Below are 14,201 nucleotides of genomic sequence, written 5' to 3' on the forward strand. Positions count from 1 at the left end.
ATCCGTGTTTCCAGTGGGATGTAACTGTACATTTCTATTTGGGTTTTGTTATCTGTTCCTCTCATGATTGCTTTATTATTTGCCTTGACTGTTTTGGCAATTATTTTCTATACTTTAATTGAGTTTTTCAGGAAACTGTTAAACAGCAGAACCGCTGCAAAGCTCCGCCGGGAGGCGTGCTCCGCACCCGTATGGCCGACGATGTCCGGTGGATGGCCGGTGGATGGCCATCGGTTGTTTCCATTTCCACCGCCGAAGTGAGCTCCTCCACCGATGCCGCCTGGTTCTGTGAATTGTCGGAGAAATAGACCTGTTGAAAATTTCAGTGATCCGGGGTTTCCCCCCGCCAAAGCGAAACAGTCAGTCCGGCGGATGATTTTACGGTCCACCCGCTATTCGTCGATTTCCTCAACCACCGCATCAGGCGCGTTCCTCTTGACCGACTCCACACCGTTCAGGCAGGCCTGTTTGGAATAATACGCCTCCCCCGTCGCGATAATCTCACCGTTCGAGGCCTTCAGCCTGAAACGATACTTCTCGCTGGCGTCCCTGTACACTTCGAATTTTCCCGCCATGGCTCCCTCCGGTTAAAGGATTATGACAGTCAATGCGCCACGGGATTCTCTACGTGGTTTCATATCCGATCCCGTCCGTATGCGTATACCGCCCGGATAAACGCGCGTCGGTATGTCCTCATATTTCTTCCCATGGCCGCAATAGCCGTCATGCGCCAAGTTAATTAAAAAACACCGGTAAAGTCAATAAAATGGGCAGCCGCGGGATTACAAACCCGCTGGTGCGCATGGCGCGATTGCTCCCCCAATCATGATTTTAAATATTGTTCAGGAAAATCCTTGAAATGACTTGATTTTATGCCGATTTTTACTAAAATCGCTCATTATACAGGAATCATATGGATTTTGATTCCCTTCGGCGGCAAAGGGCAAAGAGGAAGAATGGCACCCACGCAATTTAAAGTAGAAAACTACATGGCAAAGTCCTTTATCACCGTAGAGGGAAAAAAAGATTCGGGAAATTTTTACATCATCAGGGAGGGCAAAGTCCGGGTGATGCGGGAAAATCCGGTCGCCGGCATTGAGCCTTTCTCGGTCCTCGGCCCCGGTGATTTCTTCGGCGTTGTGTCCTGCATGAGCGGCCATGCGCGCACGGAGACCTCGGTCAGCCTTTCAGGCGTATCGCTCATTTCCGTCGAGCGCGACCAGTTCGGAATCCTCATTCAGAAAAACCCTGCAATCGCGATGAAAATCATCCGGTTTTTCAGCAAGCAGCTCAGGGAGTTCGACCAGGCGATTACCCATCTCACTTTCAAGGGAACGGCCGAGGAAGACCCCGAACACCTGTACAATATCGGCGAATATTATCTCAAAAAACGCGCCCTGAACCACGCCGCATACGCATTTCAGCGTTATGTTCAATACTGTCCCGCCGGGCCCAACCGGGATAAAACCATCGAGCGCCTGAAAACGCTCAAGGCGCCCCTCAAGGTGCCCGACAATCCGCAGGGCGGCACCATGACCCGCAATTACCGCGACAGTACCATGATTTTCTGCGAAAACGAGCCCGGCAACGAGCTCTATATCATACAGACGGGCAAGGTCAAGATCACCAAGATCGTCGACGAGGAGGTGCTTCTTGCCGTGCTCAAGTCCGGTGACATTTTCGGCGAAATGGCTCTCCTCGAGAACCGTCCGCGCAGCGCGTCGGCGATTACCTTCGGGGACGTTACCCTTCTTGCCATCAACAAGTCCAACTTCGAAAACATGGTGCAGGCCCAGCCCCAGCTTGCGACGCGGCTCATCCAACTGTTGAGCGAACGAATATGGACCGCGTATCGCCAGCTTGAAAACCTCATGATACGCGACCATCTCGGAAGAATCTACGATACGCTGCTTATCCAGATTGAAAAACAAAAAATAAAGATCGCCCCTAAGCAGTCGCATAATTTCGAATTCGGCTTCCGCGAGCTTTTCAACATGGTCGGACTCCCCGCCGAGAAAACCGATATGCTCTCCGTTCAGGTCCTCGAAGACAAACATTTCAAGCTTGAGGAAGGAAAGCTGATCTGCACAGACCTCGATGAACTCGAGAAGAACGTGCATTTCTATCGGAAGAAGTCCATCATGGAAAGAAAACGTGAAGCGCAAAAAAGTTCTTAAAATCACGATCGTCATACTCCTGCTGCTTATGCTCGCACTCGCCGGTGGCGTGGTGCTTCTGTACAATTTTTACCCTAAAGACAGCGTACTGACCATTCTCTCCGCACAGGCGGGCAAGGAGCTTAAACGCACTATCGTCATCGAAACCCTCGATTACAGCCTGCGGGGCATTGTGCTGCATAAGCTCAAGCTGCACAACGGGGCCAAAGACTGCCCCGGAGTGTTTGCGTCCGCGGATGACGCCATAGTCAGGTTTTCCCTCCTCAAGCTCATTTTCAAGAGGGAGTTCGATATCAATTTCGTCAACATCGTCGGCCTGAATTTAAATATCTGCTACAGGGACGGCGCGTCAAACCTTGAAAATCTTATAGCCGACCTCAGTACCGACGATTCAACTTCCTTTGCCGCCCGGCTCGACACCATCAGGCTTTCCCGGGCCAGGATAAGCCTGCGCAACCCCCCATCGTATCTTAAACCGCTCGAGGGCGAATATCTGGTGGACGGCATCATCGACTTCACCGGGGAAAAATCCCTGACGTTTTCAGACGCCGCCATCACTCTTCCCGAGAAACGGGGCACCCTTTTCCCCGATCTGCGCATTATTCTACTGAAAAACGATTTCGAGATATCCGGGACTGTTTCGCTCGAACGGTGCGCGCTTGGATGGGTTTACCGTTGGGGGACCGATCTCACACTGCCCTATCAGGATTTTTCCGGGAAGGTTACGAACCTTAAAATAAGCCGAAGATCCGTGGAGGGCTCGCCCAGGGGAACATCCATTCTGCCGGGCAACAGACCGCTTATGGTCAACGGTTTCTGTCGTGTAAATATCGATGGTGAACGTGTTTTCATTTCCAATACCCAGGGATCGGTGCTGTCATCCTCCTTTCTCATCGAGGATTTCCTCTTTGACTTCCACGGAAATATCAGAAAGTTCTCTATCAAAAACATCGACGCTCGAATCGACGACATTCGTCCCGTACTCCCATTCCTTCCGGAAGAGCTTAACGGAACGGCCAAAGGCTCCCTGGCGCTCACGGAATCGGGTTACAACGGAACGCTGCAGATAAACGCCGGTTACGGACAGGGTGACGCTATCGTCAAAAACGCCCACGCCACCGTTACGATCAGCGCCAATCGGATCCAATGGACCCCGGCCAAAGCCTTGCTTTTCAACCAGCCTTTCGACATTACCTTCAGTTCCACGGATGGTGCATTCCGCAAGTTCCAGATAAACGCATCGGGTGCCGAATTCATACTGCCGCAAAACCTGAAAAAAACCATCACCCAAAAGCCGCCCGATACGCAAAAAACAATGACGGAATTACCCTTCGACGTATCCGGCACCGTTTCGGTCGGGACGCTTACGATCGACCAGTTTTCGTTCGGACGCACCTCCGCCGTCTATTCGCTCTCGCGCAAGCGTCTTAGCTTTGGACCGGTGCAATCCGAATTCATGGGGGGCGAAGTACGCGTTAAAGGCTCGGTCGATCTCGCCCATCCCAATACAATGGTGGATTGTTCGGTCAACTTCGACCGTCTGCGGGTGCAGAATTTAAGCCGGTTGAGTGAACGTTTTAAGGACCGTATATTCGGGCTCGCGAGCGGTAATGCGGAATTGAATTTTTCGCTTTCCGAAAACATCGAATTTCATAAATCGCTTCGTGGAAAGATGGAATTCACCATCGACCGGGGCAAACTGGTGGATACCGGCATTCAGAACGGTCTCGGGATACTGCTTTCCGATTTAAAATACAAGCTCAAAGACCTGGAGTTCAGTAAGATATATGGCAATTTCACGATTTCTGGAAACGAGTATCAGATCAATTCGTTCCTGTTTTCCGCGCCGGACGTACGGCTTAAGCTCGACGGATACATCAACACCGAGCTCGAAGGCGATCTAAAAATCGATCTGGAGTTCACCCGCCAGTTCATCCAGGACCTGCCGAACCCTGTGCTTCTCCAGTTAAACAAGTATAAAAGAGACCGCTGGTTCGTTATTCCATTTCAGTCCAAAGGAAAGGACGTTTCCGACAGCAAAAATATCATACGCCTTCAGTGATTACCGCCGGCCAGTTCGCTTTTCACCTTGTTCATCAGACCTCCCTTCGCGATAAGATCCTGCATAAATGGAGGAAACGGCTTCGCCGTGTACTCGCGGTTCTGCGTGTGGTTTATAATTTTACCCGTATCGAAATCCACCTCTACGATATCCCCCTGCGCAATTCCCTTCGCCGCCTCCGCCGACTCGACAATGGGCAGACCGATGTTGATGCTGTTGCGGTAAAAAATACGGGCGAATGAATCCGCAATTACGCATGAGATGCGCGCCGCCTTGATAGCGATTGGAGCGTGCTCGCGCGAAGACCCGCAGCCGAAATTCTTTCCGGCCACGATGATGTCCCCCGGCGCGATCTTCATCATGAATTCGGGATCGGCGTCCTCCATGCAGTGTTTTGCCAGCTCGTCCGCATCGAATGTGTTGAGGTATCGGGCGGGGATTATCTCGTCAGTATTGACATCATCGCCGAAGCGCCACGCCTTGCCCTTTGCCTTCACTTTGTCCTCCTGGAACCATTATTATTTCAATTCGTCGGGATGGGCGATCCTGCCCAGTACCGCCGAGGCTGCGGCGACCGCCGGTCCGGCGAGATAAACCTCGCTTTTCGGGTGCCCCATCCTGCCGACGAAGTTCCTGTTGGTCGTGGCGAGGCAGCGTTCTCCCTCCGCGAGGATGCCCATGTGCCCGCCGAGGCAGGGGCCGCAGGTCGGGGCGGATACGGCAGCTTCGGCCTGAACAAAAATATCGAGCAGCCCCTCGGACATGGCCCGGCGGTATATTTCCTGCGTCGCTGGAATTATAATCAGCCGTATGTTTTTGTGGACCTTTCGATTTTTGAGCAGTGCGGCCGCCTCGCGAAGGTCCTCGATCCTGCCGTTGGTGCACGAACCTATCACCACCTGGTCTAACCCGACACCCGACTCCCGGGCAGGCCTGACGTTTTCGGGAAGATGCGGGTACGCAACGAGCGGTTCAATACGGGAAACGTCATACTCCCGCACAGCGGCATAACGCGCGTCAAAATCGCTTTTATAAACGGTGTACGGACGCGAGCTTCTCTTTTTCACGTATTCAATGGTCTTAGTGTCCGGCGCGAATATCCCGTTTTTAGCGCCGGCCTCGACGGCCATGTTGGCCATGGTGAGCCTTCCCTCCAGGGAGAGCCCGTCGATCGCTTCGCCTGTGAATTCCATCGCCATATAAAGCGCGCCGTCAACGCCGATATCGCCTATTGTATGAAGAATGAGGTCTTTGCCGTTCACATATGGATTGAGTCTACCCCTGTAGACGAATTTCATCGATTCCGGGATTTTAAACCATGCCTTGCCGGTTGCCATCGCGGCGGCCATGTCCGTTGACCCCACGCCTGTGGAGAAGGCCCCCATCGCCCCGTAGGTACAGGTATGCGAGTCGGCCCCGATGATGAGCATACCCGGGCGCGTAAGCCCGAGCTCCGGGAGGAGCGCGTGCTCCACGCCGACTCTTCCCACATCATAAAAGTGGACGATTCCGTATTCCCGCGCGAAATCCCTGAGTATCTTGACCTGCTCGGCCGATTTAATATCCTTATTCGGGGTGAAATGATCGGGGATGAGCGCGATGCACTCCCGGTCAAAAACATCCTTAATTCCCAGATCTCGAAATTCCTTGATCGCAATCGGCGCGGTAATATCATTACCCAGCACCAGGTCAACGCGCGCCTCGATCAGATCACCCGGCTCGACCGACTCCCTGCCGGAATGTGCCGCGAGTATTTTTTCCGAAATAGTCATTCCCATTGAAAACTCCCGTACGCAGTCTCACTTTAATCTTGTTTCACCGTTTAACGAAGCGAAAAAAATCGGAGAACAAAAGTAGCCATGAGGGTTTCAAATTGCAAGCGCCTTTTGAGGTTTATTCTCCGGTCGCAAGCACTTCATTGACAGCCTGAAAGAGCTCCTGAAGATCGAAGGGTTTAATGAGTACCTTTTCCACAAAACGTGTCTCCGATGCGTCCATCACGAGGAAGTTGCCCGATATTATAATTATCCTGGGGCGGTTTTTCCTCGTCTTGAAATGCTTGACGACGTCCCATCCGTTGAGATCGGGCATCTGTATATCGAGGAGCATGAGGTCAACAGGTTCTTTTTCAACGTAGTCGATCGCGCGGACACCGGAATATTCCGATCTCGCGTCCGCGTTTTTTGACGCGAGCGCCCGGACCAGCAGATTGTTCAGCTCGACCTCGTCGTCGACAACCAGTATTTTTTTCCCGTTGAAATCGAACTCGGTGTAATTCTGAGAGACCTCCCTGTCAAGGGCCTCCACGGTGCTTATGGGGATTTTGATGAGGAAAGTCGAGCCTTTCCCGGATTCGCTTTCGACTTCGATCGTGCCGCTGTGTTCCTTTACTACTCCGGCCGCAACGGAAAGCCCGAGCCCGGTTCCTGGAATAGAGCTGGACCCCAGCGGGCCCTTGGTCGTGAAAAAGGGGTCGAATATTCTGTCCTGCATCTCGTGAGGTATGCCGGCCCCCCTGTCCTGGATTCGGATAAAACCATGGCCGTCGTCTTTGCCCGTCTCGATGGTTATCTTTTTATCCTCGCTGTCGATCATCGCGTCACGGGCATTTATCATAATATTCATTATGGCCAGGCTTATCTTGGTCGCGTCCAGAAACATATCATCGAGTATGCTCTTGTGCATGATTTCGATGCTGATCCCCTGGCTCGAAAAGTCCGGACGCAGTATCTTCACACAGCCGTCCACTATATTCTCGAGATTGACCAGCACTCGTTTGGACGGTTTCTTGTTCGCGAAAATTAAAAGCTGGTCTATCAGGTGGCTGGCGCGCCGTATTATTTTAAGGATGGTGCTCATATCCTGCGCGGTCTCGCCCGACAGATTGCTCTGCGACAGCACCAGTTCCACCAGGCCGTAAATGCCGGCGTTCATGTTGTTGAATTCGTGGGCAATCCCAGCGGTCAGCGTAGTTATTGTAAGGTTTTTTTCGAGCTCCACGAGCTTCTCGCGGGCCATAAGGTCCCTGTCAAGGATAATATGAAGGAATACATGTCCCTTTTCGCCGTTTTCAATCTCCGCCGGGATGATCCGGCATCGAACATCCTCCTCGTACTCTCTTATCCGTATCTTCTGGCGTACTTTCAGCATCCCCGTGGGAATGACGAAGTCCATGTGGTCGATTGGGCATGCCGTACCGCGCCGGGCGCATGCGCTGAAGACTTGCGAACAGTTTTTACCCAGCAAGTCCGTGTTTCTGTACAGACGCCTCGCGAAATTATTCACCCCGACGACCGCCCTGTTCCTGTCGATTACAATGACGGCGTTCGGAATGGCGTTTATGACGCTCTGATAATCGAATTTTATCTTTGTGGACATTAGTGGTTAGTTCGGTCGCACTTATCACCTATATGTAACATATACTCCACAATCAAGGCGGCATCCAATATTTTATTTCATAATTCTTGTTATTATTGCGTCCGCTGCGATCTCGATGAATTATTGCCCGGCAAACAATAAATCGGCATCTCCGCGCACATGATTCCCCCGGTATCACGGGAAAAACCACCGATTTTTTGGATATTCGTATGTCTTATAACATCAGGCTCGAATGCGCAAGTATAAATGGCAGGCTGTTTGAATTACGATCCGTTTCATTTACGGCCAGGGTTCCCAGTCACCCCAGTTCGCAAGGTATTTGGCGAACGCCGGTGTCCGGGCTACATTGTCCTTAAGGAATTCCTTCGTCTTCCGTACGATCTCCTGCTCCCTGTCACGCGAAATTTCCCCCGTCATGACCCGGCTTCTCAGGAAAACAAAATAGGTATCGAGCACATCATGCGTGCAGTAATCATTGATCTGCCCCGATTTCCCCTCAAGAAACAATGAATAAACCTCGTCTCCTGTCGTACCTATTTTACCCGGCTTTCCGAGCACCTTGGCCAGCAGGTTCAATCCGCCCTGCATCTTTATCGCATTGAAATTGGAAAGCCAGTCGTGAAGATCGATGTGGCGTGTGCCGAACCGATATCGTGCACCGAACTTGTCTTTAAGGTGTCGCTTGAGTGGAACCGCGTATCTGTATGCCATCAGTTCGAGTAGAGGTATATCGAAACCCCGTCCGTTGAAGCTTACAAGCGATGCCTCTGAATAATTATTTTCCACCCCGTCCCAGAAAAGCCGTGTCATCTCGGCCGGCCTGAATTTTGGAAAATCGAGCGAAACCATTTCGCCCATCGTGAAATCCTCGGCGATCTTCGCCACGCATATCGAGACGGGGTACTGAAAGGTGACCGGGATAAATGACGAGACACCCTGGGAATTTACCAGCATTTCGTCCTGGAAATTCTTGATCACCCGAGCATCGTCTATGTCCTGTCCGGGATACTTGACCATGCGTATCAGCCGCGCGTCGGGAACGGACTCTATGTCGAACACGAGGTATTTAACGGCCTTTTTATCCAATTTCCGGCTCCTGTCATGACTTTGAAAAGGCATGCGGCTTATCCTGTCGCCGCATGCCCCTGCAGGATGCGCATGGTGCGGGTATATGGCGTTTTAGACCTCTGACGCTACTTCTTTTTCATCTTCGCTTCCATTTTATCAATATAATCTCTGATGTACGGATCTGTTTCTTTTTCCCTGGCGGCCCTAAGGGCATCGATGGATTTCGTTGAGCCTATCCTCGATATCGCAAGAATTGCGGCGTATCGAACATCGGCGCTAGAGTCGTTAAGCAACGCCTCGTTGAGCGCATGAATACCACTCTCATCCCCTATCAGTCCAAGCGCCACGCAGGCGTGCATCCTGGCTTTTGCGCTCGAGTTATTTTTAATAACCAGAGCGATGGACGGAACGGCCTGCTTTTCTCCGTCATCTCCAAGCTTATCCGCGGCGGCCACTACGGCGGCCTCATCTTTACTCGACAGATCTGCGATATACTCCTGCGTTGATTTTTGTTTGGCCTTTCCGGAGTCCTGCGCGAACGACACCGACGCCATAAGCGCCACGGCAAGCCCAGCGATAAGATATTTATTCATTTTAAGCTCCCCTTTTGTATAGTAAAACAGCGTTATAACCGTCTGGATTCTTCATAAATTCTACACCCGTAATTTCACACTTCCATTTAAGAATGTCAATTATTTTATACCGCCAACTTCATGTTTTCACCGGCACCGAATAAACCATGATCAAATCGAGAAACACCATATGGAGTTGCAGACTGCCATGATTATTCAAACAACAAACATCATTGATACTCCTGGAAAAATTAGGGCATAATAGCAAAATTATGATTTGACAGGAACAAGGGGACATAAAGCATACAGGCATTAAAACAGCACCGGGAAAGGCCATGGACGACGACAGGATGGAACAGGAAAGCTTCTCCGCGCTTCTCGAGGAATCACTCAAAGGCAACGACAATTTTTTGATCGGTGACGAAGTTACGGGCAGAGTTGTATTCATCACCGCAGACAGCGTTTTCATCGACATGGCGGGCAAGAGCGAAGCTATAATCGACAGAAAAGAGTTCCTCGACTCCCGGGGAAACCTCGGCGTCAAGATCGGTGATATAATACGCGCGTACGTCGTTTCTCTCAGTCGCGGGGAAATATCCCTTTCGACAAGGATCGGAAGTGGTCCCGTATCGCCCGAGCTTATCGAGATAGCGCGCAGCCACGGCATACCCGTTGAAGGCACTGTTGCTTCGACCACCAACGGCGGCTACCGTATATCGATCTCCGGCATCGAATGCTTCTGCCCGTTTTCCCAGATCGACATCAGGTCTCCCGCAAAACCAGAAAGCCTTATCGGCAAAACCATGTCGTTTAAAGTCACCCAGGTGACCGAAAAAGGACGCAACATTGTCCTGTCCAGGCGTTCACTTCTGGAGGAGGTGCGCCAGATCAGGGAGGGCGAGCTTCGTAAAACATTGAAAGTCGGCGACCTGGTTACCGGCATAATTTCGTCCCGGCAGGATTTCGGGCTTTTCGTCGATCTCGGCGGTGTCGAGGCGCTGGTACCGAGGGTGGAGGTTTCGTGGAGTCGTTCCAGCGGCATGGACGGTTTCGCCGTCGGCGACGAGGTCAGGGCGGTTGTCCTCTCAATCGACTGGGACAATCGCCGGCACAGCCTGAGCATCAGGCAGGCACTGCCGCACCCCTGGGGCAATATCGGCAAATACTCTCCCGGCTCGGATATTAACGGCACGGTCACCAACATCATTAAAAGTGGGGCCTTCGTGGAACTGGAGCCGGGCATAGAGGGCTTTTTGCCCATCTCGAAGATGAGCCATACCCGCCGTGTCGACAGGCCCGAGGACGCCGTTTCGATCGGATCCCCGGTCAACGTGAGGATCATCGATATCGATACCAACGAAAAAAAGATATCGCTCGAGCTTCTCACCGGCGAAGCCGATCCCTGGCAGGCCGACGCGGCATCGCTCATGGATTCCTTTTTCGACGCGAGCGTCGAGTCCGTTCGCTCCAACGGCGTTACCGCCCGGCTCTCCAACGGCATGCTCGGGTTTATTCCCCGTGAAGAATGCGCACAGCCTCGCGGGACCGATCTTCAGAACGCATATCCCGCCGGAAAAGACGTTAAAGTGGTCATCAAATCTCTCGATAAAACCGGCAGAAGACTTACGTTGAGCGAATCGGGCGCCATTAAAAAAGAAGAGCGCCAGGAATATGAAAAGTTCATGAAGAGTTCTGCTTCGACTGATGAGAGCTCTTCATTCGGACGCCTTTTCAAACAGAAATTCGATGAAATCCAAAAAAAGGGGGATTGATCCGCATCGATAATGATCAAACTCAAGAACGGTTTCGAAGTGCCCTACAACCGTGACATCGACGCGTTTCTGAACTTCCTGGCCCGGTCTATAATCCGCGAATCGATCCATTCATCGTTGATACCCCGGGATACCTCCGAGGATATCAGGAATGAAGCGGTGCTCAGGGAGATTATGGATAACTGCATTTATGTAACACACCAGGTATTCGAACTCTTCAAAACAGATGAAACCGCCGGAAAGCTGCTCGCCACCGGCTTCTTATTCAACTTCGTTATTCTTTTATTTCAAACCATGGAAGGCTCCGGAACATCCTCATCCGGGCCCCCGGCATCTGACTCAGAATATCCCGAAACGACTCATTGAACGGCGGCATCCCCTATTGAAATGCAGAACCTTCCCATTCGCGATGAGAATACCAGCCTGTTTGCAAAGGGGCTTTCTGTGTCGACGTTCGCTTTTTCAGGGGGATGGATGCGTGTCGTTTCACCGCAACCCGTTAGCGCGTTCCCCGCGATTATGTTCGCCATTTCGCCCATGAAATCGTAGTCTAATTCCCCCTGTTCCCCTGAAACCGCGCCCATGCGCTCCTTGAGGGAATCGAGCATCCGTCTCTCCATATAAAAAGAGAATATTTTGTCCCCGTGATACGACATTCGCATGTCAACTCCCACCAGGTCGTCCGCGATGATGTCGCTCTCCTTTTTCAAATAGAGCCTGCTTCCGAAGAAGAGTTTGAACACCTTCCTTGCGGAACGTACTATTTCGTGGTCCAGTTTTTCCATTGACACTCCCCCGCATTTGAATAATCTGACTTTTCGTAAAATACGGAATCTTTGCGAAATTGCCGGCCATGGCCGGAGTAACCCGTTTCCACTTTTTCCGCGAAGAATCCGTCGATACATATGCTATATTAATCGGTGATATCGTCCCTACTTGATAAGCTTTTTACATCACGCGATATTCAATATGGGTTTATAGTATGGTTATTGTATATTAGGGTAATACTGCGGGAATCCGCCAGCCTGCGGCGGGAAAAATTCAATATTTTCTAACTTGCGGCAATTTTTCTGTTATAAACGATATATCCTTGGACGCGGGAGAGAATGAATGATTAAAGCCGTGCTGTTTGATATCGACGGAACCATACTCAACTGCCACGGGGCCGGGCGCCTTTCGCTCGAACGGGCCTGTGCTGATGTATTCGAGACCATCGGCCGTATGGCCGATATCAATTTCCAGGGCAAGACCGATCCTCTGATAATTTATGAATCTCTTATACCCGTCGGATTTTCGCGCGAAAATATCGACGCCCGCCTTGGCGAGCTCAGGGCGCGCTATACCGGATATCTTTCATCCCTGATAAACGAGCACGAGGTCGTACTCCTTCCGGGGATCGTTCCGCTGCTCATGGAGCTCACTTCAATCGAGAACGTTATTATCGGCCTGTTGACGGGTAATTTTGAGAAGGGGGCGTCGATAAAGCTTTCGCGGGTTGATCTCGGCGGGTATTTTTCTTTCGGCGTGTTCGGTGACGATACCGCCGACCGCAATGAAATGCCGCCCATCGCGCGCGAAAAGATCCACCTGCTTTATGATCACATCATCGAGTTCAGCGACATGGTTGTCATCGGCGACACGGTCCACGACGTGGAATGCGGCAAGAGGTCCGGGACCCGCACCATTGCCGTGGGTACCGGATGGGCCTCGCGCGAGGAACTGCTGCTCCGTGGCCCGGATTACTACTTCGCAGACCTTGGAGATACGCGCGACGTGCTCGCCGCGCTCACGGACGCGCTCGGCCTCGAGACCGTTAACTGAACATGCCGGAGAAGTGACGATAAATCTCACCGGCGTGGTTCTCGTCCCTGCCCTCAACGATAATTCTGAAAATCGGCTCGGTGTTTGATGAGCGCAGGTGTACCCACCCCCCCCGAAAAGGTCCGTCTTTTACGAAATCTATCCGCAGTCCGTCTATATTGCTGATGCGCTCTTTCCCGAACTTATTCCTGATGCCCGAAAGGATCGAAGGGGTATCGGCGCCGGGCGGAAGGGCGACCTTCCCCTTCTTCATGATATAGCGCGGGAGGTCCGCGACGATCCTCGACACGTTCTCGCCACGTTCGGCCATCATCTCGAGCACGTACGAGATGCCGGCCAGGCTGTCCCTGCCAAGATGAACGTCCGGAGCGATCACCCCACCGTTACCTTCGCCCCCTATCCGGGCCCCCAACTTGCGCATCCGTTCGACCACGTTTATCTCGCCCACCCTGGTACGTGTGAAGGGCGATCCATGGCGTTTTGCTATGTCCTCGATCGCGCGCGTCGTCGAAAGGTTGACTACAACCCTGCCAGGCTTCTTCGAAAGCAAATGTTCCGCTACAAGGGCCAAAGTGTATTCCTCGCCGATCGGGATTCCCCGTTCGTCAACGATCGCGAGCCTGTCGGCATCCGGGTCCTGCGCGAAACCTATGTCCGCGCCGGATTCCTTCACGATCGCGCAGAGATCCTTGAGGTTTTCGGCGACCGGTTCCGCGCCGCGCGGAAACGTGCCTGTTATTTCGCAATGCACCGGTATGATATCGCACCCCAGGCGCGAGAGGAGGTCTTGTGTAATTAGTGAACCGGCACCGTTTACTGAATCCAGCGCCACCCCGAAACGTCGTCGTGCGATTTTTTCGACATCAACGGTTTTAAGCACTCGTTCTATATGAATGTTCGCGGTATCGGTGAGCGATAATATCCTGCCCGTTGAATTCCATTTTTTAGACGGGTGATTGCGCTCCATAAGCGCGAAAAATTTGTCCATTTCCCTCTGCCCCAGGAAGGTACCGGATTTACCGATCAGCTTGAACGCGTTCCATTCGATCGGGTTGTGTGACGCCGAGACGACAATGCCTCCGGACGCACCAAGATGTTCCACCATCACCTGAACCGTCGGAGTGGGAACTATTCCAAGGTCCACCACATCGCATCCGTAGAGCGCGAGCGCCGATTCGGTCATGCCGGCTATCGCCTCGCCGGTTATCCTGCTGTCACGCCCCACAACGACAGTTCCGTAGCGGCAATAACGCGCGAAGGCCGCGGCCACTTTAAGTATAAGCTCCGGCGTGAGGCTTTCTCCGACGATTCCGCGAATCCCGGAGACGCTCTTCATCAGTCCGTCCTGCAT

13 protein-coding genes are annotated in these 14,201 nt (G+C 52.2%); 5 read left to right on the forward strand and 8 right to left on the reverse strand.

What is annotated here, in order from left to right; genetic code table 11:
* Positions 1 to 392: 392 nt before the first annotated feature.
* Positions 393 to 575, reverse strand: a complete 183-nt coding sequence (locus VLM75_04565; GenBank protein HSV96192.1) for a DUF1508 domain-containing protein — start codon at positions 573 to 575, stop codon at positions 393 to 395.
* Positions 576 to 956: 381 nt separating this feature from the next.
* Between VLM75_04565 and VLM75_04570 the strand changes: the two genes are divergently transcribed.
* Together VLM75_04570 and VLM75_04575 are read left to right on the forward strand one after the other, a co-directional pair.
* Positions 957 to 2,177 carry a cyclic nucleotide-binding domain-containing protein gene (locus VLM75_04570; GenBank protein ID HSV96193.1) on the forward strand — a complete coding sequence of 407 codons (1,221 nt, stop codon included), beginning with the start codon at positions 957 to 959 and terminating at the stop codon, positions 2,175 to 2,177.
* Positions 2,155 to 4,239: an AsmA-like C-terminal region-containing protein gene (locus VLM75_04575; protein HSV96194.1), complete on the forward strand. Its 2,085-nt coding sequence runs from the start codon at positions 2,155 to 2,157 to the stop codon at positions 4,237 to 4,239. Before VLM75_04570 ends, VLM75_04575 begins: the two co-directional genes overlap by 23 nt.
* Here VLM75_04575 and leuD read toward each other — a convergent pair.
* From leuD to VLM75_04600, 5 genes are all read right to left on the reverse strand, one after another.
* Positions 4,233 to 4,736, reverse strand: a complete 504-nt coding sequence (gene leuD / locus VLM75_04580) for a 3-isopropylmalate dehydratase small subunit (GenBank protein HSV96195.1) — start codon at positions 4,734 to 4,736, stop codon at positions 4,233 to 4,235. The two genes, VLM75_04575 and leuD, sit on opposite strands and share 7 nt — an antisense overlap.
* Positions 4,737 to 4,757: 21 nt before the next feature.
* Entirely contained in the window at positions 4,758 to 6,017 is a 1,260-nt protein-coding gene (gene leuC / locus VLM75_04585; protein HSV96196.1) for a 3-isopropylmalate dehydratase large subunit, read from the reverse strand.
* Positions 6,018 to 6,132: 115 nt separating this feature from the next.
* Positions 6,133 to 7,617 (reverse strand): ATP-binding protein, encoded by a 1,485-nt coding sequence (locus tag VLM75_04590; protein ID HSV96197.1) that lies wholly within the window; start codon positions 7,615 to 7,617, stop codon positions 6,133 to 6,135.
* 279 nt (positions 7,618 to 7,896) lie between these two features.
* Entirely contained in the window at positions 7,897 to 8,703 is an 807-nt protein-coding gene (locus VLM75_04595) for a 3'-5' exonuclease (protein HSV96198.1), read from the reverse strand.
* 107 nt (positions 8,704 to 8,810) lie between these two features.
* Positions 8,811 to 9,278 (reverse strand): HEAT repeat domain-containing protein, encoded by a 468-nt coding sequence (locus VLM75_04600; protein ID HSV96199.1) that lies wholly within the window; start codon positions 9,276 to 9,278, stop codon positions 8,811 to 8,813.
* A gap of 314 nt (positions 9,279 to 9,592) precedes the next feature.
* On the opposite strand from VLM75_04600, the gene VLM75_04605 reads away from it, so the two are divergent.
* On the forward strand, positions 9,593 to 11,029 hold the full coding sequence (locus tag VLM75_04605) for a S1 RNA-binding domain-containing protein (protein ID HSV96200.1): 1,437 nt from the start codon (positions 9,593 to 9,595) through the stop codon (positions 11,027 to 11,029).
* 12 nt (positions 11,030 to 11,041) lie between these two features.
* The gene (locus VLM75_04610) at positions 11,042 to 11,395 is read left to right on the forward strand and encodes a hypothetical protein (protein HSV96201.1); all 354 of its coding nucleotides are present in this window, start codon (positions 11,042 to 11,044) and stop codon (positions 11,393 to 11,395) included.
* On the opposite strand, the gene VLM75_04615 is transcribed toward VLM75_04610, so the two are convergent.
* Complete coding sequence (locus VLM75_04615; GenBank protein HSV96202.1) at positions 11,389 to 11,814, reverse strand: chemotaxis protein CheX; 426 nt, start codon at positions 11,812 to 11,814, stop codon at positions 11,389 to 11,391. The two genes, VLM75_04610 and VLM75_04615, sit on opposite strands and share 7 nt — an antisense overlap.
* 325 nt (positions 11,815 to 12,139) lie before the next feature.
* Here VLM75_04615 and VLM75_04620 point away from each other — a divergent pair, with 325 nt between their 5' ends.
* A complete protein-coding gene (locus VLM75_04620; protein ID HSV96203.1) occupies positions 12,140 to 12,850 on the forward strand; it encodes an HAD family hydrolase in 711 nt (236 codons plus the stop codon).
* On the opposite strand, the gene glmM is transcribed toward VLM75_04620, so the two are convergent.
* On the reverse strand, positions 12,843 to 14,201 hold the full coding sequence (gene glmM / locus VLM75_04625) for a phosphoglucosamine mutase (GenBank protein HSV96204.1): 1,359 nt from the start codon (positions 14,199 to 14,201) through the stop codon (positions 12,843 to 12,845). The genes VLM75_04620 and glmM overlap by 8 nt on opposite strands.

The organism is Spirochaetota bacterium (assembly GCA_035477215.1).
GTDB lineage: Bacteria > Spirochaetota > UBA4802 > UBA4802 > UBA5368 > MVZN01.

Coding starts and splice junctions, on each gene's coding strand:
- glmM (HSV96204.1), bottom strand. CDS start 14,201: ATGCAGGACGGACTGATGAAGAGCGTCTCCGGGATTCGCGGAATCGTC.
- VLM75_04605 (HSV96200.1), top strand. CDS start 9,593: ATGGACGACGACAGGATGGAACAGGAAAGCTTCTCCGCGCTTCTCGAG.
- VLM75_04590 (HSV96197.1), bottom strand. CDS start 7,617: ATGTCCACAAAGATAAAATTCGATTATCAGAGCGTCATAAACGCCATT.
- VLM75_04570 (HSV96193.1), top strand. CDS start 957: ATGGCACCCACGCAATTTAAAGTAGAAAACTACATGGCAAAGTCCTTT.
- VLM75_04615 (HSV96202.1), bottom strand. CDS start 11,814: ATGGAAAAACTGGACCACGAAATAGTACGTTCCGCAAGGAAGGTGTTC.
- VLM75_04600 (HSV96199.1), bottom strand. CDS start 9,278: ATGAATAAATATCTTATCGCTGGGCTTGCCGTGGCGCTTATGGCGTCG.
- leuC (HSV96196.1), bottom strand. CDS start 6,017: ATGGGAATGACTATTTCGGAAAAAATACTCGCGGCACATTCCGGCAGG.
- VLM75_04610 (HSV96201.1), top strand. CDS start 11,042: ATGATCAAACTCAAGAACGGTTTCGAAGTGCCCTACAACCGTGACATC.
- VLM75_04620 (HSV96203.1), top strand. CDS start 12,140: ATGATTAAAGCCGTGCTGTTTGATATCGACGGAACCATACTCAACTGC.
- VLM75_04565 (HSV96192.1), bottom strand. CDS start 575: ATGGCGGGAAAATTCGAAGTGTACAGGGACGCCAGCGAGAAGTATCGT.